The sequence below is a fragment of the Corallibacter sp. genome, assembly GCF_048381695.1.
Lineage (GTDB): Bacteria > Bacteroidota > Bacteroidia > Flavobacteriales > Flavobacteriaceae > Corallibacter > Corallibacter vietnamensis.
In genome coordinates, this window is sequence record NZ_JBLXHI010000003.1 from 152,535 (window position 1) to 176,828 (window position 24,294).

Annotated in this window: 17 protein-coding genes; 7 read left to right on the forward strand and 10 right to left on the reverse strand. The window is 33.1% G+C overall.

Annotated features, from left to right (window positions below; genetic code table 11):
- Window positions 1–4: 4 nt before the first annotated feature.
- Window positions 5–1,186 (forward strand): efflux RND transporter periplasmic adaptor subunit, encoded by a 1,182-nt coding sequence (locus ACN5J3_RS06905; RefSeq protein ID WP_418511244.1) that lies wholly within the window; start codon window positions 5–7, stop codon window positions 1,184–1,186.
- A 63-nt stretch (window positions 1,187–1,249) separates the two neighbouring features.
- On the opposite strand, the gene ACN5J3_RS06910 is transcribed toward ACN5J3_RS06905, so the two are convergent.
- The 6 genes from ACN5J3_RS06910 to ACN5J3_RS06935 all read right to left on the reverse strand — a co-directional run bounded on the left by ACN5J3_RS06910 (window position 1,250) and on the right by ACN5J3_RS06935 (window position 10,760).
- On the reverse strand, window positions 1,250–1,987 hold the full coding sequence (locus ACN5J3_RS06910; protein ID WP_418511245.1) for a hypothetical protein: 738 nt from the start codon (window positions 1,985–1,987) through the stop codon (window positions 1,250–1,252).
- Between the two features lie 154 nt (window positions 1,988–2,141).
- Complete coding sequence (locus ACN5J3_RS06915; RefSeq protein ID WP_418511246.1) at window positions 2,142–5,444, reverse strand: T9SS type A sorting domain-containing protein; 3,303 nt, start codon at window positions 5,442–5,444, stop codon at window positions 2,142–2,144.
- Between the two features lie 218 nt (window positions 5,445–5,662).
- A complete protein-coding gene (locus ACN5J3_RS06920; RefSeq protein WP_418511247.1) occupies window positions 5,663–7,054 on the reverse strand; it encodes a TolC family protein in 1,392 nt (463 codons plus the stop codon).
- Between the two features lie 23 nt (window positions 7,055–7,077).
- Entirely contained in the window at window positions 7,078–8,421 is a 1,344-nt protein-coding gene (locus ACN5J3_RS06925) for an HlyD family secretion protein (RefSeq protein ID WP_418511248.1), read from the reverse strand.
- A 10-nt stretch (window positions 8,422–8,431) separates the two neighbouring features.
- Complete coding sequence (locus ACN5J3_RS06930) at window positions 8,432–10,090, reverse strand: peptidase domain-containing ABC transporter (protein WP_418511250.1); 1,659 nt, start codon at window positions 10,088–10,090, stop codon at window positions 8,432–8,434.
- Window positions 10,080–10,760 (reverse strand): TetR/AcrR family transcriptional regulator, encoded by a 681-nt coding sequence (locus ACN5J3_RS06935; protein ID WP_418511251.1) that lies wholly within the window; start codon window positions 10,758–10,760, stop codon window positions 10,080–10,082. The genes ACN5J3_RS06930 and ACN5J3_RS06935 overlap by 11 nt, the downstream gene beginning before the upstream one ends.
- Window positions 10,761–10,957: 197 nt before the next feature.
- On the opposite strand from ACN5J3_RS06935, the gene ACN5J3_RS06940 reads away from it, so the two are divergent.
- The 3 genes from ACN5J3_RS06940 (at window position 10,958) to ACN5J3_RS06950 (ending at window position 15,588) form a co-directional block, all read left to right on the forward strand.
- Window positions 10,958–11,815, forward strand: a complete 858-nt coding sequence (locus tag ACN5J3_RS06940; RefSeq protein ID WP_418511252.1) for a hypothetical protein — start codon at window positions 10,958–10,960, stop codon at window positions 11,813–11,815.
- Between the two features lie 165 nt (window positions 11,816–11,980).
- Window positions 11,981–12,901: a DUF1837 domain-containing protein gene (locus tag ACN5J3_RS06945; RefSeq protein WP_418511254.1), complete on the forward strand. Its 921-nt coding sequence runs from the start codon at window positions 11,981–11,983 to the stop codon at window positions 12,899–12,901.
- An 8-nt stretch (window positions 12,902–12,909) separates the two neighbouring features.
- Window positions 12,910–15,588, forward strand: a complete 2,679-nt coding sequence (locus ACN5J3_RS06950) for a DEAD/DEAH box helicase (RefSeq protein ID WP_418511255.1) — start codon at window positions 12,910–12,912, stop codon at window positions 15,586–15,588.
- A gap of 109 nt (window positions 15,589–15,697) precedes the next feature.
- Here the strand turns inward: ACN5J3_RS06950 and ACN5J3_RS06955 are convergent, their stop codons facing one another.
- Window positions 15,698–16,498, reverse strand: a complete 801-nt coding sequence (locus ACN5J3_RS06955; RefSeq protein WP_418511256.1) for a hypothetical protein — start codon at window positions 16,496–16,498, stop codon at window positions 15,698–15,700.
- Between the two features lie 1,213 nt (window positions 16,499–17,711).
- Between ACN5J3_RS06955 and ACN5J3_RS06960 the strand changes: the two genes are divergently transcribed.
- Window positions 17,712–19,907 (forward strand): T9SS type A sorting domain-containing protein, encoded by a 2,196-nt coding sequence (locus ACN5J3_RS06960; protein ID WP_418511257.1) that lies wholly within the window; start codon window positions 17,712–17,714, stop codon window positions 19,905–19,907.
- 10 nt (window positions 19,908–19,917) lie between these two features.
- Here ACN5J3_RS06960 and ACN5J3_RS06965 read toward each other — a convergent pair whose 3' ends face one another.
- Window positions 19,918–21,270: a T9SS type A sorting domain-containing protein gene (locus ACN5J3_RS06965; RefSeq protein ID WP_418511258.1), complete on the reverse strand. Its 1,353-nt coding sequence runs from the start codon at window positions 21,268–21,270 to the stop codon at window positions 19,918–19,920.
- A 215-nt stretch (window positions 21,271–21,485) separates the two neighbouring features.
- Between ACN5J3_RS06965 and ACN5J3_RS06970 the strand changes: the two genes are divergently transcribed.
- Together ACN5J3_RS06970 and ACN5J3_RS06975 are read left to right on the forward strand one after the other, a co-directional pair.
- On the forward strand, window positions 21,486–21,773 hold the full coding sequence (locus ACN5J3_RS06970) for a DUF3817 domain-containing protein (RefSeq protein WP_418511259.1): 288 nt from the start codon (window positions 21,486–21,488) through the stop codon (window positions 21,771–21,773).
- Window positions 21,774–23,015, forward strand: coding sequence for a mechanosensitive ion channel family protein (locus ACN5J3_RS06975; RefSeq protein WP_418511260.1), 1,242 nt, complete (start codon window positions 21,774–21,776; stop codon window positions 23,013–23,015).
- A 54-nt stretch (window positions 23,016–23,069) separates the two neighbouring features.
- Here ACN5J3_RS06975 and ACN5J3_RS06980 read toward each other — a convergent pair whose 3' ends face one another.
- Together ACN5J3_RS06980 and ACN5J3_RS06985 are read right to left on the reverse strand one after the other, a co-directional pair.
- A complete protein-coding gene (locus ACN5J3_RS06980) occupies window positions 23,070–23,774 on the reverse strand; it encodes an OmpA family protein (RefSeq protein ID WP_418511262.1) in 705 nt (234 codons plus the stop codon).
- On the reverse strand, window positions 23,774–24,259 hold the full coding sequence (locus ACN5J3_RS06985) for a lipocalin (RefSeq protein WP_418511263.1): 486 nt from the start codon (window positions 24,257–24,259) through the stop codon (window positions 23,774–23,776). Before ACN5J3_RS06985 ends, ACN5J3_RS06980 begins: the two co-directional genes overlap by 1 nt.
- Window positions 24,260–24,294: the final 35 nt, after the last annotated feature.

Sequence of the window (24,294 nt, forward strand, 5' to 3'; positions counted from 1 at the left end):
TCATATGAAACATTATAAAATTTTATTCATCACATTGCTTATCGTATCTAGCATAGTTTCTTGTAAGCAAACCACAAACGTTCAAGAGAATAAAGAAACAACAAGTGAAACTCATGACGATGACCATGCAGAAGGTGTTGAACTTACCAAACAGCAATTTGATGCCTTACAAATGACTATAGATACTCTTTCAGAAAAAACAATGAGTGGTTATGTTGAAGCAAACGGACAACTTGAAGTACCACCACAAAATGAAGCAACGGTTACAGCAACCATAGGTGCTAATGTGGCTTCTATAAATGTTATTGAGGGCGATAAGGTTAGTAAAAACCAAGTGCTTGCTTATTTATCTCATCCGGATATTATAAATATACAAACGCAATATTTAAGCGCTTATAATGATATGGTATTTTTAGAAAAAGACTATTTAAGACAGAAAAAACTTTACAATGAAGGCGTTGCCTCTGGAATGAGTTTTCAAGAAGCAGAAGCAAAGTACACAAGTGCTAAAACATTAGCAGCAGGTTTAGAATCTCAATTACAGCTACTTAATTTAAGTGCGAAAGGCATTCAAAAAGGAACTATCTATCAAAAAGTAGCGTTAAAAAGCCCGATTGACGGATATGTTCAAAAAGTAGAAGTAAAAACAGGACAGTTTGTTGATCCCCAAACAGAGCTTTTTGAAATTGTAGATACACATCATGTGCATGCAGATTTAATGGTTTTTGAAAAAGATGTGGCCTTGGTAAAGAAAGGACAAACGGTTCGTTTTCAAATTCAAACACAACCTGATAAAGATATTAAAGCCACTATTTATTCTATAGGAAAAACATTTGAAGATGGCCCTAAAGCTGTTCATGTGCATGCTGAAATTGAAAATAAATCAGGAAACTTAATTCCAGGAATGTATATTCAAGGACAAATAGAAACATCAGCAAAAAAACAATGGGCTTTACCTGAAAGCGCTTTAGTAAAAGAAGGGGATTCATTTTATGTATTTGAAGCAACGCAAGAAGGTGAATCGTGGCATTTTAACCAAATACCTGTTATAACAGGAACAACCAACAACGGTTGGATTGCTATCAATTTTTTAGAACCTATAGCGCCTAATACATTATTTGCTACAAACAACGCATACTATTTATTAGCTGAAAAAAATAAATCTGAAGCAGAGCATGCTCATTAAAGCATGTAATACATAGGTGATTTTCTATATAAAGCGTCACAAAAATAATGTGGCGCTTTTGTATTAGACATATTTGGTGGATTTACTTCTATCTTTTATAGGATCTGTATGACTAATAAACGTCATAAAAAGATATAATGATAGTATATGACAAATGATAATTAAAATGGTGAATGTAGTTGTAAAATGAAAAAACTCATTAATAGGAGAGAGGACAGCTTGAAAAAAGTTAAGAACGCCAGATATCAATAGCACCACAGCACTATCATACTGATCATTTATGTAAATAAGTGCAAAAATAAGGGTGTAAATTAAAAGACTTAATGTGGTTGTTAATGTGAAAATCAATTGCCCTTCTGGTATAAAATCTATAAGCAAATCAAGTACGGCGTAAACTAAATATCCAAAGAATAAAAAACTTAAGAACACCGAAACTGTAAACAACTTTTTAGTTTGCCATTTAGACAAATAAGGTTTTACAATAATTATGTTAAGTATAAAATACAAAGTAATACAAATCAAAATACCCAAATAGCATTCTGTATAACAATTAAAAGACATCATATCAGATACCAATATGATTAGTAAAGCCATCAAAAATGTTTTATTAACTTTTGAAGAATGTTTTTTACAAATTACTAGGTGCTTTATACCTATAACAATTATTATAGGAGGTATAATATATGATAAATGCGCTTTTTCTAAAAGAGCACTCATCAAAACAGAAATAACAAAGAGTAAGTAAAAAACAACATCTACAAATAATAGTTTTCCATAAATATTGAGTAGTTGCTTTGTCATAAAATCACTGGTGTTGTGTCTTTATATTCAGCTTATTAAGTTAAATAAATTATTTATTATTTAATAACTATTTAGAAATTTATATAGGTTAAAAAATTAAAAAGCCAGTAATTATTAAGTTACTGGCTTTTTATAAAAAAGGGGAAGTAATAGATTACTTTTTAACAAGCTTTTTAGTTATTTTCAATTCAGGTATTTGTAATACATAAACTCCTGATGATAAGTTAGACAGGTTTTTTATCACTGTTTTCTCGCCTGATAAAACTATTTGATTATTATAAACTACAGAGCCTAATATATCAACTATTTGAATCGTTGTGGTTTTTGTAGTTTGTAAATCAACCTGTATGTATAATACATCATCAAAAGGAATTGGGTAAGCTTTTAAGGTGTTTATACCAGTGTTGAATTCTACTACGCTTAATAACGGACCTTGATTTCCTGGTGATCCTACAGCAGATTCTCCCATATCATTACCTGCTGTTGCTGCTGGCATATATGGCGCTTCATCTACAACACTAAAACCACCTTTTTCAACATCATATGATTGTCCTGGATATGAAGCTGTATCAGGATATGCTTCAGCATCTACAATAGTTCCAACAGTTAATGGATCTCCTATCCAAAGCGTTACCATATCGCCTCCGCCAGATAAACCAGCACCAGCATAAGTTCCTATTTCTACATCTGTAAGATTATAAACGCCACCCCAAACAGCAATAAAATTAGCGGTGTCTGCTGCATCAATAGCTACAACAGATTCTCCTGGTGCTATAGAACTAATACCACTTATTAGTACAGCCGATGCAGGGTCTTGAGAATCATCGTCAAAGTATAAACCACCTGATGCAGGTGTCCAAGCTATCGGACCATTATTTGTAATCTCAAACCAGTCTGCTGTTAAGTTATCTCCATCGCCATTTCCTGGCCATATTTCTGTAATGTTCAGTGTCGGACCTACTAATGTATTATAAGCATTTGGAGTGTTGATAGCTTCGCCTTCTTCTGGTGTTCCTGTAAACCCAAAACCAGAAAGTCCTTCACCATCATAGTCATTTCTTACCCAGTCAGAAGTGCTATCTGTATCTAATCCGTTTGGGATACGTGATGCACCACCTACTTGAAAGCTACTACCATCAAAATCTGGAGTTAAATCTAATGCATAAACAAGATCGTTTTCATCACCATCTGAACTTGCTATACCATCTACTATATTGGTCCAATATGGCATATCAATAACACCATCATCATTCGTATCTATATCATCACCTACAATGCCTGAGTAACCTTCTACTAATAATAATGTCATAGTACCATTTTCTATAACGTTAGATTGAAATGGTGTAGTCCAAAATCCGTTTTCATCGGTTGTTCCTAAAGTAAATACGCCGTCATCAATCAAGCCTGGAGAACTGTTGTCTCCTTCTATTTCTACTAGGGTGTAAGCTGAATAGTCTGTATAAGGATCGCCATATATTTCTATAAATTCTGCGGTATCTGCTCCTGAATGGTCAACAACAAATTCATTAATTACTGGAGTTTTTATAAGCGGTTCTGTAACAGCTCCTAAAGTAACTAGATCACTTCTAAATTTTTTCCACGTTGCACGGTGGTCTTTATTTTCTGTACCGTCATTATAAATTACAGTTGCTCCTAAATCTACAAGAAGCTTTACGGTATATGTATCGCCATCTGATCCCATAAAAGTCGAGTTTGGTAAAGCTACTAAACCTTCAAAAGAACCATATGTATTTAGTGCTGTTAAATCAGCTGCACGAAGCTCTGGTGTATCTGCGGCATCTCCAGTCCATGTATAAAGCTTAAAATCCGTTTGTGTACCAAATGGACCGCCTATTAATATACATCCATTATCATTACATTCCATACTACGTAAGCTACGTCCTTTTAAATCGATAAGTATAGGTGTATCAAAATTTGCTGATCCTGACGCCATACCTGGTAAGCTTGTAAAGTTTGTTACTGGTATGACTATAGCTTTATTTTGAGATGTAGTACTACGCAATCCTAAATATGCTGTTGTTGAACTATTTGGTGCTAGTGCTAATGCTTCTATTTCTATAGCGGTGCTTAACCCAAAATAGTTGGCACCTAAACCGTGTACGTTGTTTGTATCCCAAGCAATTAAGTCAGCGTATAAGCTTGTGTATTTATAATTGTAGGTAAGGGTAGAAGCGGCTCCTGAACCTGATATTAGTGTTGAAAATATCACAGATCTATCGGTTTCTGATGTTGAACCTATCCAATAAATTGCATTTCCTACTCTAAATGAACCTTCTAAATCGGCTTCTTCAGTACTACCTAAAGCGCCATTAAAATCTAATTCTTTAATTGGTAATCCTGAATGTTCTCCGTTATATAAACGTAATGTTTGATCTTCATCATCTCCAATCCAGATATAGTTGTCTTCTATAGCGATTCCGGTTGAACCATCTGAAGCTCCTGTATGAAACCAACTAGTACTTGGTGTTACTGAAGCATCTGATGCTGCATAATTAATAGTATAGCTTGCTGTATTCATATCAGCATCTTCTACAACAACAGAAATTGTTGTAAAACCTGTAGCAATAGGTGTTATTGTTAGTGTTCTATCACCATCAGTTCCTGTCAAAACAAGGTTTGTATTAGGTACTATAGCTTCATCGCTACTAGTTGCAGTTACTACTAAATCTGCTAACGGTGTTTCTACATCTGATACTTGAAAAGGAATTCCTATAGTACTTGCTGGATCTGTTGGGTCATTCACAACACCACTTACATAACCTGCATTATCTTCTGGCAAGTTTAGGTAAGATGTCAAATTAGTAACATCAACAGTAATAGTTAATGTTGAAGGCGCTAAAGGACCTTGATTTCCTGGAGATCCTACAGCCGATTCATTCATGTCGTTTACAGCAGTTGCAACAGGCTGAAATGGCATAGAACCAATAACGCTAAATGCAGCATTGGTTACATCATAAGATTGTCCTGGGTTAGCATCGGTATCTGGATAGGCTTCTACATCTACGATACTACTAGCATCTGTTGGTGCACCTATACTCATAAATAGTGTTACAGCATCACCGCCACCGCCTAATCCAGCGCCACTATATGTGCCTATTTGTACATTAGTTAAGTTGTAATAACTTCCCCAAACAGCAACAAACTCGGCAGTATCATTGTCATCAATAGCTATAACGGCTTCTCCGGGTTGTATACTTGTGATACCGCTTATTAATGCAGCATCTAACGGATCTTGAGATTCATCATCAAAATATAAATCTCCCATAGTTGGTGTCCAAGCTACGGTACCTGTGTTGGTTATTTCAAACCAATCGGCAGTCAAATTATCGCCTTCACCATTGCCTGGCCAGATTTCTGTAATCTGAAGCGATACTTGAGAGTAGCTTATTAGGTAGGTTAAAAATAGGGCACTTAAAAGTGTAAATTTTTTGTACATAATGTTTAGTTAAGATTAAAACGTGAAAGTAACCTTGCAGTATTAATCTACTAGAAACATAATATTATGACTGGGTTAATTTAAAGGCTTTACCGTTAAGATAAAGTTTCTTGTGTGTTATGAAAGTTAAGGGTACATAAAAAAAGCTTGATTATCACAATCAAGCTTTGGTACTTTGTTTTAATATATAATATGGTGGTTGGGCTACTTAAACCCTGTTAGTATAGACTGCTTATGGTTCTTAACAAACTTGTCTTGCTATTCAGTAATTGATATTCAGCATCTATACGTTTTAGCTGACTTTCTATCAGCTTAACTTCTCGGTAGTTTACCAAAAACAGAGAACCTTCACCTATTTCAAACTTTCTGTCTTCGCCCTGTACAAGCTTTTTTGAGTCTTCTACAAGGTCTAATAATATGGTATGCTGATTGGTGTAAGAGGTTATTTCTTGTATGTTTGATTGTATTTTATTTTTCAACGAAACCTCTGTGGCTACTAAATCTAAAGTGACATCTTGTAGCTTTATTTTTGCCAATTTCAAATCCCCACGTTCTTTTCTTAAAAACAACGGAAAGTTAACCTGCAAGCCACTTTTATAGTTGGCTGTGTTTAAAGAACTCAAAGGATCAAAACCTGTTGTTAAAAAATTATATTGCAAATCTATTGTTGGTAGTAAATTGTTTGTTTTCAATTTCTTATCAATAGTCAGTATATCTCTTTTTACTTGTAATTCTCTTATTTTAGGGTGATTCGTTATATCTATGGCATCTACATTTAAAATCGAACTATTTAAAACCTGATCTACAACATATATGGTATTCAAATCTGGTATAACAGCATCTTCAAGCTCTAACGGAATATTGTTTTCTATCCATAAATAATTTGATAACTCTAGTTTAGATTTTATATAACCTATTTTAGCTTTTTCTAAATCTACCAATCTGTTTTTCAAATTAATACCTGCCTCAAGCGTATCTATAGCGGGTTTGTCGCCTGCAAAGTAACTTTTCTTTACAATCTCTAGTCTGGTTTCAGCATTTTCGGTAAACGCTTCATAGGTTTTTAGAGATTGATAGTTTTTTAACCAATTAAAGTAAGAGGATAACGCATTATAAATAACGTCATTTACAACCAACTGTTGCTTGGCTTGGGCTTGTTGTGTAAACAGTTTTGCTTGTTTTAAAGTAGCCATGCGCTCGTTCATAAACAACCCTTTGGCTAATGATACTGATACGCCTGCGCTATACAAACCATCGTCAGGAGTGTTTAGTTCTGGATTTAAGTATTTGCCATCATTGTTTTCATAGGTGGCTTTTAGCTCAACGCCATACCATGTTGGTATCTTAAAGGCTGTATTTAGCTTGTTGTAGTATTTACTATCATCAAACTTTTTTCTACTGTAATCAACATCTACTTTTGGGTCAAAAGCACCACGAGACTTCAATAGTTTTGCTTCGCCTTCGCTTGTTATTAAGTGCGTTTGCTTGACTATAGGGTGATATTTTTTTACATAACCCAAATACTCTTCTAGAGATATGGTATTGGTTATATCTTGTGAAAAACCACTTATAAAGAAAAATAGTAATATATAGCTAAATGCTTGTTTCATAAAATGATGCCTGTGTGCGGTTGTTACTTTTTTGTTGGTTCTACTTTTGGTTGATAAAAGTTAGGAGGGAAGCTGTTTATTTGCCTCCATATCTCAAACCATATAGGGACATTATCTAGTAAAGCAATGGTTTTTGCACCTGATCCTACGCGTATAGCGTCTGGCCATTTTGCGTCTTCTTCATTGGGTGTTAGCAATACACGATACATACCGTTAGGGCTTATAAAGTTTTCTATGGCAACTACTTTTGCTGCATAGGTTCCGTATGAAACATTTGGCCATCCGCTAAATACAATAGCTGGCCATCCGTCAAACTGTACTCGCACGTCTTCTCCTTTATGTATCAATGGTAAGTCTATAGGTCTTACAAACATCTCTACGGCCAACTCATAGTTTGAGGGCATAATGCTTACCAATTGCTCACCTTCTTTAAAGGTTTCTCCTATACCAGACTTTATTGCTTTATTTATAAAACCATCTTGTGGCGCTGTAACATATAGTAAGCTGTTACGCTTGGTATAGTTAGCCAAATCGGTTTCTAGTTTAGATACTTGTACTTCGGTATCAAAGGCGTTAGACTGTGTTGCGTATAGATCACTTTGTGCTTTCGAAATCTTATCGGCATACGTAGCTTGTAGGGTAGATATGGCCAATTCACTATTTATAACCTCGTTTTTGGCTACCAAAAACTTATTTTCTGCCGATACAAGCTTGGCATTAGCTTCTTGCAATTTGTTTCTAGAGTCTTCTACATCTTTTACAGCTTTCAAGCCTTCGGTTTGTAAGTCTACCGTTCTGTTGTATTGGGTATTGGCTATGTCAGCCTTTATTTTTAGGGCTTCAAGGTCTATACTATCGGTTTTTACTTTTAGGTGCGCCTGTTTCAGCTTGTTTTTTGCTTGTTCTAGCTTTAGGGTACGCTCATTATGCAACGCGCTTATTTGGTTGTTTAAGGCTTGTATTTTATTCTTATAGGCACTTACTGATGATGATTTTGCATCTAGCTGTACATTGGTTCGTTGGGCTAGTTCTGCATCAAAGTACTCACTTTTTACTTCAGAAATACGTAAAATGGTATCACCTTCTTTTACAAAATCGCCTTCTTGTACAAACCACTGCTCAATACGTCCTGGTATTTGAGACTGTAAGGTTTGTGGTCGCTGGTTAGGTTTTAGCGTCGTTACGCTACCAGAGCTTGTTATATTTTGTGTCCATGGTAAAAATAATATGATGATCATAATAACCGAAAACACCAATAAAAAACTTTTAAACCGCTTATGGTATTCTTTATTAAAAATATCTTTACCTGATTTAAACGTACTTAAATCAACATATTGTGAAACACTATTTTTTGATATGTTTAGCATAAACGATGTTTTAGTGTACTATTTCTCCTTTGTTTAATATGATGTGTTTGTTGCATTTCAAGTCCCAGTAATCATTATTACTCACAACAACCAGACTCCAAGTATGCTTTTTATCTATTAAGAAATCAATGATTTGTTCTGATTCGTTTTTCTTAAACTGATCTAACGGATCTTCAAGTATCAACACCTTTGGTTTCTTAACTATAGCACGAGCCAATATTATTTTCTTGGCAATGGTATAAGCCATTTGCTTTCCTTCTGGTTTTAATATGGTATTTAAGCCTTTAGGTTGTTGTTGCAAAAACTCTGAAAGTCCTATGTGCTTAAATACCTCATATATAGCATCATCACTTATGTCTTTATTTCCAAAGGTGACATTCTCTCGTATGGTACCTTCAAAAGGCGTTTCGGTTGATAATGACAAACCCAACTGCGCTCTAAATTTGTTAACATGCAAACTCTCAATAGATAAATCGTTTACATAAATATAGCCTGATGTAGGCAGTATAACGCCTGTTATTAGGTGTAGTAAACTAGACTTTCCGGCGCCACTTTCTCCTTTTACAAGTATCTTATCTTGTGGTTCTATGGTTAGGTTTATATCTTTTAGTATCGGTGTGTTGCGCTCTTTTACTTCGTAGTTAACGTTCTTTAGCATAATGCGCAATGGGCTACCATTATGCACAACTTCTCCTGTTTGCGACTCTATAGGCTTATCGGTTACTTGTCCTAATTTCTCTATACTGGTTAGTACATCATAAAACGAGCCTAATCCTAAAATAAGCTTTTCTACCGAGTTTATTACTAATATAATAATGATCTCTGCGGCAACAAACTGCCCAATATTCATACGCTGATCTAGTACCAAAACACCTCCTATAAGCAGTAAACCTGCCGTTACAAGTACCTTAAAACCTATCATTTGTATAAATTGTAATACCAGAATTCTAAAGTGACTTTCGCGCGATTTTAAATAATCTTCTACCAGATCATCACTTTTTTGCAAGGCCAGACTGGTACTTCCTGAAAGCTTAAAACTTGTTACAGCTCTAGATATTTCCTGTAGCCAATGGGCAACCTTGTACTTATATTTAGATTCTTCTAGGCTGGTTTCTAGGCCTTTTCGTGCGGTATATTTAAAAACAATATACACCAACAGAATAAGCAGCATACCAAACACAATAAAAAACGGATGGTAAAATGATAGCAATACCAACGCAAAAACGATTTGTAATAGGGCCGATGGTACATCTATCAATATTTTAGATAATTCCTTTTGTATGGTAATGGTATCAAAAAACCTATTAGCAAGTTCTGGTAAGTAATAGTTTCTTAATTCATTCATTTTTATTTTAGGAAACCTAAAGCTTAACTCTAGCGAGGCTCTTGTAAAGATACGTTGCTGTATGGTTTCAATAATACGCAATTGCATCAACTTTAAAATACCAGAAAACGCCACACCTGTAGTTACTAAAATAATAAGTACCACCCATGATGCTGATACTTGTGCGCCTTGCAACAAATTGATAATAATCTGTATACCCAAGGGTAATGATAAGGCTACAAGACCTTCAAAAATGGCATAATACGCTATTTGAAAAATGTCTTTTTTCTCTAGCTCTAGCAAACCAAGAAAGCGTTGCCAAGGTGTTAAGGAGTTATTTGCCATGTTGTAGGGTTTTTATAATAATATCAGTAAAAAATTGTGAAGGTGTGTGGGTTTTGTCAAAGTTTGTAATGGTTTTAAAATGTGCCTTTACAAACTGTTGGTGCAAAGCGCCTTGTACTACGGTACTAGCCAAACTTAACGGATATTCGTAAGTAGGGCAGTAGGCGGCTATCATGCTAGAAAATCGTTTTATAACCCGCTTGTAGGGCATAAAAACACCTTCTTTATTGGCAGTGTCTACATCTTTGGTTAAGAAAGATTTAGAGTTTTCGTTTATAACAATATTAGTCAATAGTATCTTGTTTATATGGGTATATATATTTACCTCTTTGGTTTCTCTTGTAAGTACATCTATGGCTTTTTTAAGCCTGTCTTCGTCATTATTTAGGCTGTGAGTCTCTATAACCATTTGGTATTCTAGCCAGCCCCAATACCAAGATGTTAGGTAAATAAGAAGCTTGTGTTTGCTTTCAAAGTAGCGGTATATAGAGCTCTCGTTTGAGTGTATTAGCGCGCCTAACTTTTTGAAATTAAAGTTTTCAAACCCTATCTCATTTATAAGAATAATACTGTGGGTTAATATTTTTTTACCCAATGCTGACGATTCTGGATGCTTTAAATAACAACCAGCAGGGACATCTATTTTTATATTTAAAAGTAAATTTTCCATAATCAAATATATTCCACGCAAAAATAATAGTAATACTATTAGCATGAACCTCTACATACCAATATTAACCAAAGTTTAACATTGGTAACTCCTACATAACCCTGCAATCCAAAAACTACCCAACATTAGGTATGGCATCACAAAATAAAACCACCTAATTTTTACCTATCAAATAAACCTACTAAAAACCAATCACAATGAAAAAGTTTATACTATACGCAATCGCATCGCTTTACATAGGGGCTTTTGCACAAAACAACAATGATGCAGTGTATTACCTAACACGCACTATGAGTCTTAAGCAATACAATTTCAATACAAATCCACCAGCTCCAAGCAGTACAACCATAATTGCACAAAAAGGGTGGCGCTTTGTTGTAGACCAACCAGACAATACAGGCTATGTCATTAAGTTCCTCAAATGGGAAAACGACAATAACCCAAACAACCAAACCGTTTATGCAACCGTAAACACAGTAGCAATGCTTGATAGAAAAGGCAACACACAACAAGTCTCACAAGAAACCATAAACTTTTACCACATCACAAAACAAGACTTTGAAGACTTCACAAAAAAGTACGTTCAAGACAACCCAAAATTTGGCTTCGTAACAGGAGCCATCACCGTGCCTATCAAAATCAGGCCTGCAGGCAGTAAAAAAGATAGCAATGGCAACAAACTACGTCCGTCAGATTTTACAGGCGATATCAACATAGGCCTATCCATAGGGCTACGCATACGTCTAGACAAATCAGGAAAAGGCTTTCTCATTCCCTCGGCAGGTCTCAACTTAAGCTCCGTAAGCATAGACGAAAACACCGTACGCAATGGCGTCATTACCACAAAAACAAACGCATCATCACTAACACCCTTTATGGGCATAATAGGGGAGTATGACAAATTTCAAATAGCACTCATTACAGGTTGGGATCGCCTTGCCGGTAAAGTAGGCGAAAACTGGATTTACCAAGGCAAACCCTGGTTTGGCGTTGGGCTTGGGTACAACATCTTCAACACCTCAAACAATAAACCGGATAATAATGAAGAGGATTGAGATTTGTTATATACACTATAAAATAGAAATGTAAATAACTTTGTTGAGAACTAGATATTTATTTGAAATTTTCTTTTTTATTAAACACTATATTTAAACTCTCCCTATTATAAACTTATTTTTTAATAGCTATCAAAATTAATTGTATCCTAATTAAAAAATAGTATGACAAAAAAACTTAATGAAATTGATTGGTTGAAACTTCTTAAAGTAGATTCAACTAAATTTAAGATATGGTTTAATCTTTTAGAAGAGAAAAAGGTTAATGAACTAAACGTTAAATTTTATAGCCTAAAATTTAATAAAGATGAACCAGATTATGAAGGCTTTATTAGATACTTATATGAGCAAGTAGAAAGTTATGTGTTTGAAGATATAGAGATTAAAGAAATTAAAGAAGATGGTGATAATCCACAAGAAAAGGCCTTGAGCTATTTCGGAGATATTAACCCAATAACGGATGGTAGTTATGGTGAACTAATTTTATATCTTTTTGTAGAGGCAATTCTAGAAGCTCCGTTAGTCGTTCACAAAGTTAGCCAAACATATAATGATAATGATCAAGTAAAAGGCTCTGACGGGATTTTTATTGGTAATATAAATAATAAAGCAACTTTACTTATTGGAGAATCAAAGATGAGGAATGATTTTAACAAATGTGTTAAGGATGCTCTTGAGTCATTATCAAGATATATAAATACTCCAATAGCAATAGAAAGAGAATTAGCTGTAGCTAAAAAACATTTGAGTAGAGATTTAGATGATTTAGACAAAGGAGCTTTAGATTTAATTTATAAAAGTTTTAGAACAAAACAACCTGAATTTAATGAATATGAGTTGTGTTACCCTGCTTTTTTAATGTATAAAGAAAGTAAGATTAGTGAAATGTTATCTGAAAAACTACCAAATATTGAAAAAGAAATAAATACTTTCTTGGCTTCACTAAAAAAGAAAAGAGTCAAATATATTACCAAAAACTTACCAAATATAACAGATGTTACTATAGAGTTTTTTATGATGCCTGTTAAAAATGTAAATGACTTTAGAAAATTATGTTATGATATTTTTCATGAAACTAAAGCATAAAAGGTTGTATGTCCAATAAAACTATAAATTCAGCTAAAGAACATCCAATCTTTGTTAAAGTATTAAGTTCTTTAATTACTAACCGTTTTTATTCGGAGGTTAATTTACAAAGAAACAAAGAGAAAATAGATGAAGAAGAAATTGAACATGCAATATGGTTAGCAACAATAATAGCGACAAGTAGTGTTGAAAATGATAAATATATTGCTTCAGTTTTTGGTATTTTATTATTTTTAGAGTATGATAATATAGATTACAACAAAGTAGCCTTCATTATACTTTCGCGGTCAGGTAACTTAATCTCCTCCAAATTTTTCACGAAATTGATTAATTTCCAAACTGTTAATGAATCTAATTTCTTACAATTCAATGAAAGATTTGGTACAGCTTTAGATTATGAAATTGGAGCTAAACTATCAATCAATGAAATTAATGTAATAGGAGGTAAATCTATAATAGGATCTGATTATCAAAAAAAACTATGGAATTCTTTAATAAATAGTAATGAGAATCTTGCTATTTCTGCACCAACTTCTGCTGGAAAATCATTTATTATTCAAAATTATATTTTAGAGACTTTTACAAAAGCAGAAAGTTTTTTCGCTGTATATATCGTCCCTACTAGAGCTCTAATAGCACAAGTCTCTGAAGATTTTAAAAACGTGTTGGGAGATGATGTCTCAATTAATACTGCATATATAGAGAATGAGGACAATGAAATACCTCAATTTCGACCTAAAGAATTATATATACTTACACCCGAGAGAACTCTAAAACTAATTCAAGAATCGTATAATAACCCAATATTTCCTGACCTAATTTTTATTGATGAAGTTCAAAATATAGAAAATGAAGATAGTAGAGGATTTTTATTTGAATTTCTGTTAAATGAAATTGAAAATCAATGGCCTCAATCTCGAAAAATAATTGCTGGACCTTTCCTTGATAAACCCCATATTCTATTTAAACTAATCTTTAGTGAAGAAAGTGAAAATTTACAAACCATATTTTCGCCAGTATTCCAATTAAAAGCATGTCTTCGTCCAGATAGAAATAAAAATAAGAAGATAATTGTAAAGCTATTTTTTCAAGGAATGCAGATTAATGAAATAGCCATTGATGTAGATTTTAATTTTAAGAAACTTATTTCAAACAAGAAAAAGACACTGATTAAAATTGTAATGCTTTTTGGTCAGAAAAGTAAGAATATCATTTATTTTCCTCGACCTGATTGGGCCGAAGGATTTTCAACTGATTTATCGAAAGCTATAGTCAAGGAGTTAGGTGTTGATAAAGTAAATAATGATGAAGATATAAATGATTTGATAGATTTAATAAAAGAAGAAGTTCATCCTGAATACTTTTTAATTGATGGTTTAAATACCAAAACAGCATTTCATCATGGAAAGTTACCAGAAATAATTAGAGGCGAGCTAGAATATTTATTTGCAAATGGTAAACTAGATAATATTGTTTGCACATCAACTTTGATGGAAGGAATAAACTTGCCTGCTGAAAAAGTTTTTATTGCTCACGCAAAAAAAGATAATATTAAGTTAAATCCCTTCGAATTAGGTAATATTGTTGGTAGAGCAGGAAGAATAAAAGATTCATTGATTGGAACCGTTTTATGTTTAGAAAATGAGGAAGATAATTGGGCAGAAGAACAGTTCACTGATAATCCAGAAATGGAAATTGTTCCTGCGATAAATAAACTTTTAAATCATCCTATTGATGAAATTATTAATGCAATAAAGCAGCCTTTGGATGATAGTGCTAGAAACCTAGATTATGCTACTTGTTTTTTAAAGCACAAATATTTGCAGGGAGAAGAGGTTCTGGAAAACTATTTAAAAAAGAAGAACTTAAAAGAAGAAAATATTTATGCAATTTTAGATTCTTTATCAGAAAGGTTAGATAAGTTAAAGATACCACCAAATCTTTTAAGATTAAATCCAAGTATTGATCCTGAATTACAAAATGAATTATATGTAAAAATAAAGAAGAAAGGAGTAAATAAGTGGGTTTTTCATGACAACAAGAATTTTAATCGTAGATGGGGAAAGATTGAAAGGCGAAAAAAATCTCATTATGAAAACAATTTTTTTGGACAATTAGAGAATATATTGTTCAAATTGGATGAAATTTTTGATTTTAATGCAGAAGCTTACTTTAAGCATAATATTTCAAGAACGGTACCTCATATGGTATATTATGCAGTGCAATGGCTTGATAATAAAAGCATGAAAGAATTAATAAACCAAGAAATAAACTTTTATGCTAACATTAGAAAATTAATTAATAAAAACAATAAAGAAGATATTAATAAAAAAATCAACGAAGTAATTAAGGTTTACTCATCTATAATTAGTTTTGTTTTAGTAAAGTACCTTAAACTATTAGCTGATATTTTAGAAACTTTTTTTAATGAAGAAGAAAAGGAAAAATATAAATTAAGCCTTTCAATACCTACTATGTTAGAACTTGGAACGTATAATGCTGTTGTATTACTACTCATTTCTAAAGGTCTTTCAAGATCGGTTGCAATTAAGGTTTACCCTTTGATTCCTGAAGAAGAACAATCACAACCGTTAGAATGGCTATCAAAACAGAAATCACTAGATAAATTAGGGAATATTTATAATAAATATCTAAAAAGAAAAGGGTTTCTGAAGCAAGACGGTTAAGCATAAAGTTTATTATAAAACTTTAAACCCAAAAAACCCACTCCAATAATACAGAGTGGGTTTTCATTACCAAGTCTTATCAACTTAAACGTCAGTTGAAAAAAAATGTCTATCCAGAAACAGCTACCTTCATCGTATTGCCTTGCGCAAACTCATAAAACTCACCATTTATCTCCTGGAAAAACAAAATGCCAATACCAGCAAATAGGGCAGAAGTAGCAGGTACACTAGCAATAGCGGTCATATCAACCTCCAAGCTTATATCAGAACCCACCATACCACCTAGCGGTATCGCATCACTATAATCCTGACCACCTGTACCATTTACAAGCTCATTTTCAGGATCAAACTCTCTAGTGTTTTTATTAAAAAGATAATTGCTCACATAGCCCGCAGCAAGTACCAATTTAAAATGCGTGGCATTCTCTGGCGCACTTACAAAAGCATCCGTATCAAAATCTGTAACAGTCCAAGTCACAATACGGCGAGATTCGTCAATCTCAGGCATAGGGTAAGGCGCATAAAAAATGCTTTTCAATGGCAAATTTTTGTTAAACTCAAAACCACGCAACATCGCATGCTCCGCAACAATATCAATATCACGCTCACCACGCTTACCTTCACCAATACTGTTTATCAGTTTCATAACACCGCTCAATCGCGCACTTATATAAGTATCGCCCATAAGCTTTACCATACTTGCAAAACCATCCCTAAAAGCCTTTCCAGCTTTACTCGCGCCTGCAAACTCTATCATGTTTTCTCGCGTTCGCTTAAACGAAGGATCCTTCATGATTCTATTCTTACTTATTCTACTTTGGGTTTTCACCAAGCTTTCTCCGTTTTTTCTATAAAACGTCAACCCATCAAGGGTTCCATCCAGTTTTATAAATGAATTATTTCTTGCCATAATAATATAATTTGTAACTCAATGATATAGGCAATAAATCATACCACCAAGTTTGGTTAATAATAGGGTATAGATTTGGGATCTATAACCACGCTAATTAATTGGCTATTAAAAAGTACTAAAGGAGAAATTCTAAATATCGATATTAACAAACAGCCATATCAAGCCTCGCGAATCGCTCAAAACGTTTGTTCGTCAATCCAAACATATAAAATATTTTTTAACACACAAACAACTGAAAATGAATATTTTACAAAAACAAAGCCGTTTTTAAGCCATTTTTTATTAAATTTTCAAAAAACACACAAAAAATCAAAACAATTATCCTAACTACCTGAATACCAATTATTAAATTCATAAAAATCACTCCATCGCCAATACCACCTCCTGAATATCAGCAAATTTCGCCATAGCTAGTTCGGGTCTAGTTCGGGTTTCCTTCGGGTTTACTTCGGGTTAACTTCGGGTCAAAGTCGGGTCAAGTCGGGTGAGTTCGGGTCAAATACAGCAATTTTTATACAAAATCAACACAAAATTGTGAGCATTATGGCACAACAAAAAAACGCTTTAAGAAATGTAACTTTAAATAATGGCAAACAGTATTATGAGAAAATCATAAAAAACTAATGCTTTAAAACGATAAACAAATATTCTAAATAAAAAGCTGCGCGTACAATGTGCAGCTTTTTTTATAAAGTACATATTTTGATTCTATGGATATGTATTTAATATGTGCTTTTTGTAATCCGTGAGAATCGCGTATTTAAAAAAACCTAATGGATTATCCAGAATATGGAAAATTTGAGAATATATAATTTATCACATAACATGAATAGCAATTTAAACTATTGATGACTTGTTATTACAAAACACATCTTCATAAAACGTTGATTGTTATCCTTATGGAAATTATAGCTTTCACAGTTTGCTTTTACATAATATAGATGCTAATATATCTCTAAAGACATTATATCTGATATTAATCTAAAATAACACAGATATACGCATATTCTAATATTATAATAATTGTACTATAATTAATATTATGTAAAATAGAATATTTTGAAAGTAAAAAAGGTAATCTAACAATTCATGCTAACCTACCTTATATTATGGTTTGTATAAATAACGAATGATGTTTTAATGTTTCGTTAAAATTTAATAGTTACTATTCAATGTTTTTATTACATTTAACAACCTAACTATCATCATTATGAAAAAAACTACACTAACTATTATTCTTACAATCTTTTCATTACTCCCAACATTTTCTCAACACTCTGTAGCCAGAGATTGGAATGAGGCTTTATTGAGCGCTATACGCGTAGATTTTGCTAGACCAACAGTACATGCTAGAAACTTGTTTCATACATCCGTAATAATGTATGACTCTTGGGCTTTGTTTGACGGTCAAGCAGAAACGGTATTTTTAGGAAAAGATTTTGGTTCATACCATTGTAACTTTACTGGTATAGAAAGTCCGTCTGATGTAGCATCAGCAAGACACGAAATGATGAGTTATGCAATGTTTAGATTATTAAATCACAGATTTGCAAACTCACCTGGAGCAGGACAAACATTACAAGCTTTTAATGATTTGTTTAGTTCGTATGGCTATGATGCGTCATTTACATCATTAGATTATAGTTCAGGTTCTTACGCAGCACTTGGTAACTATTTAGCTAATGAGATGATTGCGTTTGGTTTACAAGACGGCTCAAATGAAGCCAATGGCTATAGTAATCAACACTATTCGCCAGTGAATGCCCCTTTAATATTAGATATTTATACCGATACCAATGATATTAACCCAAATAGATGGCAACCACTAGCTTTTGATGTTTATATAGACCAAAGTGGTAACGTATACCCTTTGAATACGCCAGGCTTTTTAAGTCCTGAATGGGGTGAAGTAACGCCGTTTAGTTTTACAGATGCTGATTTGCAAGTACTGAATGCTAATAGTGGTTTTGATTGCTATATTTATCATGACCCAACTGCTCCGCCACATATTCAAAACTCTAATGAAAATGGTTTTGATGATCCTTATAAATGGACATTTGCACTGGTAGCATCATGGTCATCACATTTAGACCCTAATGATCCAACTACTATAGATGCCTCTCCTAATAGCATTGGTAATGTTGCTTTTGAAGATTTTCCGACCTCCTATGAAGATTATACTACGTTTTATGATTTTATGGAAGGTGGCGATCCAGGTACAGGATATGATACAAATCCAACAACAGGATTACCTTATGAACCACAAATAATAAAACGTGCAGATTATGCGCGTGTTTTAGCAGAGTTTTGGGCTGATGGACCAGATTCTGAAACACCACCAGGACATTGGTTTACAATTATGAATTATGTAAGTGATCACCCAATGTTAGAAAAGCGTTTTAAAGGCGAAGGTCCTATTTTAAGTGATTTAGAATGGGATGTGAAATGCTATTTAGCTTTAGGAGGCGCCATGCATGATTCGGCTGTAGCTACTTGGGGTGTAAAAGGATATTATGATTACATAAGACCGATTTCTGCTATAAGATACATGGCTGGAAAAGGACAAAGTAGTGATATGTCATTACCAAGTTATGATCCTCATGGATTACCATTAATACCAAATAGAATAGCACTGATAGAAGCTGGAGATCCGCTTGCTGGCACCAATAATGAAAACGTTGGTAAAATTAAGATTTATGCTTGGAAAGGACCAGACTATATAAGTGACCCAGATACAGATGTGGCTGGTGTTGATTGGATATTAGGTTCGCATTGGTGGCCTTATCAACGCCCAACATTTGTAACACCACCCTTTGCAGGTTATGTTTCTGGACACTCTACATTTTCTAGAGCAGCAGCTGAAGTATTAACCTTATTAACAGGAGATCCGTTTTTTCCTGGAGGTATGGGAACTTTTGAAGCACCACAAAATGAGTTTTTAGTTTTTGAGGAAGGTCCATCAGAAACATTCTCATTAGAATGGGCTACCTACAGAGATGCATCAGATCAATGCAGTTTATCTAGAATTTGGGGTGGTATCCACCCTCCTATTGATGATATCCGTGGTAGAATTATAGGAAAAGATGTAGGAATTCAAGCTTTTAATTATGCTGAAACGTTTTATGATGGTTTATTAAGTACCGAAAATGTCGCTTATGAAGACTCTGTTACTTTATATCCTGTACCTTTTAATAATGAATTGCATGTGAAACACGATTTTGATACGGCTTTTACATTTGAGTTATATGGTATTGATGGCAAGCAAGTTTATCAAGAATACATCACTAATACAACACATAAAACCGCAACAATGCAGCTACCTACATTATCAACCGGTGTTTATTTCGCTAAACTATATAGTGCTAATAACGCTGGTGTAATTGTTAAGAAAATAGTTAAGCAGTAAACGCTTTTACTTACTTAATTATAAGTTTAGAGCTATGTGAAAAACCATTAGATACAATTTTTGTAAGGTAAATTCCAGCATTGATTTGTGAAATATCTATTTGGTTTTTCCCTGCGTGTAGTGTTTGCTTTTTAATACGCTGACCACTTATTGTAAATAACTCAAGACTAGACTCATTATTAGTATTTAAGGTTACGTAAAGAAATTCTGATGCAGGATTAGGATATACACTTAAAGTATCTAATTGTGAAACACTATCAGTACTTAATAGCTGACATTCATTTTCATTATTAACAAAGCTAGTATGTGCATCTATTTCCCAAGTGTTTAAGTAGCTTTGAGAAGCATCGTTTACCATTAAACACGTTAAGCTTGGGTTTTGAGTTGTGTTGAACTCTCTTATGCGATTTCCATTATTATTACGAATGTCTACCTCTTGAAGGTTGTTGTTTTCGGCATTAAAGTATCTTAAATCTGTATTATTAGAGAGATCTATATGCTCTAAATTATTATTAGCGATATAAAAAAGAAAAAGATCTTCTAAATTAGATACATCAATAGCAGTCAAGTTGTTATTACTAGCTAATACTCTTTTAAGTTGTGTGTTAGTGTTTAAATTTAAATTACTAATGCTATTATTACTACAATCTAAATATTCTAGCTCTGGATTGTTTACAATATTTAATTCTGATATCCCTGTTGAAGCACAAGAGATGGTTTTTAAGTTTGAGTTATTGGTTATGTTAAGTACGCTTAAATTATTCTGACCACAAATCAATGATGATAATGAAGCGTTGTTAGAAACCGTTAATGTGTTTAAATTGTTTGAGTAGCACCATAAAACTTCAAGTTCAGAATTATGTGATACATCTATGGTGCTTATGTTGTTTATACTACATGTAAGACTTTTAAGCTCACTGTTATGACTAACATCAATACTTGATAAGTAGTTTGAACTAACATGTAGCTCATGTAAATCTAAATTACTTGATACATCAATAGTTGTTAATGCATTATTATCAACATCAATATATTCTAAATCACGATTTTGGCTTAAATTAATGTTAGTAAGGTTGTTATAATCTGCATTAAGGGTTTTTAAATCTACAAAAGCTTCAATACCCGTTAAATCACTAATATCTTTATTGTATAAGTTTAAAGACAAAACGTTTTCGGCATCACAATTCAAAATATCACCTGTCATACCATTGGTATCAATATTCATATAAACAAGTGCTTGCTCAAAGTTAGAGTCAGCAATTGCTGTAGATTGAGAGAAAGCATGCGTGTATAGCATACAAAACACGAATAATGCTAGTACATTTTGAACTTTAATAACCTGCTGGGACAGAACAAATTTCATTGTATAATATAGATTAATAACAAATTCGTAGATAAATGTATAGTATATCTAACCACAGAAAGATTATATTCGATAGTACGTGTTTTTTTTCGTTAACTTACTTAAAAACAACCCAAAAACGGGCTATTTCCTACAATGATATCGTCTAAAAAAGTTGTTAAATCTAGGATGTTTTTATGAAATGAGCAGTACCTTTGCAAAGTAAAACAACAACTATGACAAAACTTATAAACGTATTTAGAATTATCGCATTTTTAGAAGGAGTTTCGTATATTTTGCTAGCGATAGCAACTCCTATAAAGTATTTAAGTGGCGATCCACAATATGTAAAAATGCTAGGAATGCCTCACGGTATTTTATTTATAGCCTATGTTATTCTGGCGCTATTTATAGCTAGAAAATTACAATGGAAAAACTCAACTACTGGTATTGTTTTACTAGCTTCAATAATTCCGTTTGGAACGTTTTACATTGAAAAAAAATATTTAAAAACTACCGTATAAATGTTTGAAAATTTAAGACATTACTTTTACGATTATTTTATTTCATTAGACTTTTCTGAAAGTTCAGCTACATATCTCAATATGCTGGTTTTATTGAGCATATTGGTGTTTTTTATATTTCTTTCAGATTTTATAACCCGAAAAATTTTACTTCAGGCATTTAGCAATTTTGCAGGAAAGTCTAAAACCAATTTTGATGATTTATTAATAACTCATAAAGCTCCTAGAAATATAGCACACCTAGTACCACTAGTTATTACTTTAAAGTTATTTCCTATAGTGTTTTATGATTTTCCGAGTTTTGAAGCACCTATAGAAAAGCTTATTAAAATTTACGGTGTTGTACTATTTATCTGGATTTTAAGAAGTGTTTTAAAAACGTTTGAATCTTATTTTAAAACCATACCAAGACTAAAGGACAAGCCTATTGATAGCTACATACAAGTTGTAATGCTTTTTGTATGGATTATTGGTGTAGCAGTAAGTTTTGTTGTCATCACCGATATATCTATTATTAAGTTTTTTACAACACTTGGTGCTGCTTCTGCCATACTATTACTTATTTTTAAAGATACGATACTTGGTTTTGTTGCGAGTATTCAAGTGGCAGTAAATGATACCATTCGTATTGGTGATTGGATTACTATGGAAAAATATGGTGCCGATGGTGATGTTATAGAAATAAATCTATCTACAGTTCAGGTTCAGAATTTTGATAAAACTATTACTAACATTCCTACTTATGCTCTTATATCTGATGCATTTAAAAACTGGCGCGGTATGAGTGATTCTGGAGGAAGACGTATAAAACGCGCACTTATCATAAGAGCAACTTCAGTAAAGTATCTTACATCTGATGATATTGAAAAACTGAAAGATATTCAATTGATCACCGATTATGTAAATAAGCGACAAAGTGATATAGAATCGTTTAACAGCTCGCATAACATTGATAAATCTGTATTGATAAATGGTAGAAACCTAACGAATTTAGGTGTTTTTAGAAAATATATACAAGCATATATAGAGAACCATTCTGCTATCAATAAAGATATGACAATTATGACTAGGCAATTAGCGCCATCTCCTGAAGGTATTCCGCTTGAGATTTATGCCTTTAGTAGTGATAAACGATGGGAAAATTATGAGTATATAATCTCTGATATTTTTGATCATATGCTTGCTGCTATTCCGTATTTTGATTTAGAAATATTTGAATACGATTTTAAGTTTAAAGCATAAAAAAAGCAGTTCAAAATAATGAACTGCTTTTTTTGTGAGGGATATTTTTATTGATTAATTTCCTGCTTCATTTTGAGCATCTTTAATCATTTTGTCATTTGGTAAAATAGCTAGGTTTACACGTCTATTTTTAGATCTACCATCAGCTGTAGTGTTATCAGCAATTGGTTTTTCTTCACCAAACCAGTGTGTTGTAAATCTAGAAGCGCTTAATCCTCTTCCTGTAAAATAATTAGTTACAGCATAAGCTCTGTTTTTTGATAACGTCATATTATAAGCATCATCTCCAGTACTATCTGTATGACCTACAACAAGCACATTAGTATCAGGGTAATCAGCTAATACATTAGATAATTTATCTAATGTAGCTTGAGATTGCGCGTTGATATTATACTTATTTGTATCAAAGAAAACGCCACTATTCTCATCAAAAGTAACGACAATACCATTGTCTATACGTTCTACTTGAGCTCCTGGTAGTTCGTTTTCTATACGTTGCGCTTGTTTATCCATTCTATTACCAATAAGGACTCCGGCTCCACCACCAATAACACCACCAATAGCAGCTCCTAATTCTCCGTTGCCACCTTTACCAACATTGTTTCCAATGATAGCACCTAGAATGGCTCCACCAGCAGCACCAATTACAGCGCCTTTTTGTTTGTTATTTGCATTTTTTGTTGCTTCACAGCTACTAATACTTATAGTAAGTAACATAGCTAATGTTATTCCTGTTATTTTCTTAATGTAAGTTGTCATTATTCGTTAATTTTAGTAAAGTTCATATAAATTGTAAATGGTTTTCCTTCTAAAGAAACCGTTTGTTGCCATTGCATTGTAGTATCATCAAGGTGTGTTAAGCTAACTCTAAAACCGTTATTAGTTTCAGACTTATGCTTCTCATTTGTTGGCTTTAAAAGAAAATCATACAAGCCAGAATCTTTGTCTATTTTGTCAAATGTAGATACAAAGTGTTTTTCTGTAGCATCACAATCTAACCCTGATAAAGTGTAAATTCCTGTATTATTATTAGGAATAAAACGCCAGGTACTTCCTTTAAAGCAATCTGCAGTGGCATCGTTAAAGAGTGTTACATTGAATTCGCCTGATTGGCTGTAAGTAATCGTGTTAAGTGCCCAGTACCCTTTCATGATACGCTTGGACAAATTTGTAGTTTGAGTTTTTGTTGATCCGCATGCAACTAACGCAACGGCAACAATAAACAGCATAAGCTTATTTCTCATAGTTGATAGTTTAATAATTATTAATAATAGCCTTA

Excerpts from the sequence above, each read along its gene's own strand:
- ACN5J3_RS06905 (WP_418511244.1), top strand. The coding sequence starts at position 5 with ATGAAACATTATAAAATTTTATTCATCACATTGCTTATCGTATCTAGC.
- ACN5J3_RS06910 (WP_418511245.1), bottom strand. The coding sequence starts at position 1,987 with ATGACAAAGCAACTACTCAATATTTATGGAAAACTATTATTTGTAGAT.
- ACN5J3_RS06915 (WP_418511246.1), bottom strand. The coding sequence starts at position 5,444 with ATGTACAAAAAATTTACACTTTTAAGTGCCCTATTTTTAACCTACCTA.
- ACN5J3_RS06920 (WP_418511247.1), bottom strand. The coding sequence starts at position 7,054 with ATGAAACAAGCATTTAGCTATATATTACTATTTTTCTTTATAAGTGGT.
- ACN5J3_RS06925 (WP_418511248.1), bottom strand. The coding sequence starts at position 8,421 with ATGCTAAACATATCAAAAAATAGTGTTTCACAATATGTTGATTTAAGT.
- ACN5J3_RS06930 (WP_418511250.1), bottom strand. The coding sequence starts at position 10,090 with ATGGCAAATAACTCCTTAACACCTTGGCAACGCTTTCTTGGTTTGCTA.
- ACN5J3_RS06935 (WP_418511251.1), bottom strand. The coding sequence starts at position 10,760 with ATGGAAAATTTACTTTTAAATATAAAAATAGATGTCCCTGCTGGTTGT.
- ACN5J3_RS06940 (WP_418511252.1), top strand. The coding sequence starts at position 10,958 with ATGAAAAAGTTTATACTATACGCAATCGCATCGCTTTACATAGGGGCT.
- ACN5J3_RS06945 (WP_418511254.1), top strand. The coding sequence starts at position 11,981 with ATGACAAAAAAACTTAATGAAATTGATTGGTTGAAACTTCTTAAAGTA.
- ACN5J3_RS06950 (WP_418511255.1), top strand. The coding sequence starts at position 12,910 with ATGTCCAATAAAACTATAAATTCAGCTAAAGAACATCCAATCTTTGTT.
- ACN5J3_RS06955 (WP_418511256.1), bottom strand. The coding sequence starts at position 16,498 with ATGGCAAGAAATAATTCATTTATAAAACTGGATGGAACCCTTGATGGG.
- ACN5J3_RS06960 (WP_418511257.1), top strand. The coding sequence starts at position 17,712 with ATGAAAAAAACTACACTAACTATTATTCTTACAATCTTTTCATTACTC.
- ACN5J3_RS06965 (WP_418511258.1), bottom strand. The coding sequence starts at position 21,270 with ATGAAATTTGTTCTGTCCCAGCAGGTTATTAAAGTTCAAAATGTACTA.
- ACN5J3_RS06970 (WP_418511259.1), top strand. The coding sequence starts at position 21,486 with ATGACAAAACTTATAAACGTATTTAGAATTATCGCATTTTTAGAAGGA.
- ACN5J3_RS06975 (WP_418511260.1), top strand. The coding sequence starts at position 21,774 with ATGTTTGAAAATTTAAGACATTACTTTTACGATTATTTTATTTCATTA.
- ACN5J3_RS06980 (WP_418511262.1), bottom strand. The coding sequence starts at position 23,774 with ATGACAACTTACATTAAGAAAATAACAGGAATAACATTAGCTATGTTA.
- ACN5J3_RS06985 (WP_418511263.1), bottom strand. The coding sequence starts at position 24,259 with ATGAGAAATAAGCTTATGCTGTTTATTGTTGCCGTTGCGTTAGTTGCA.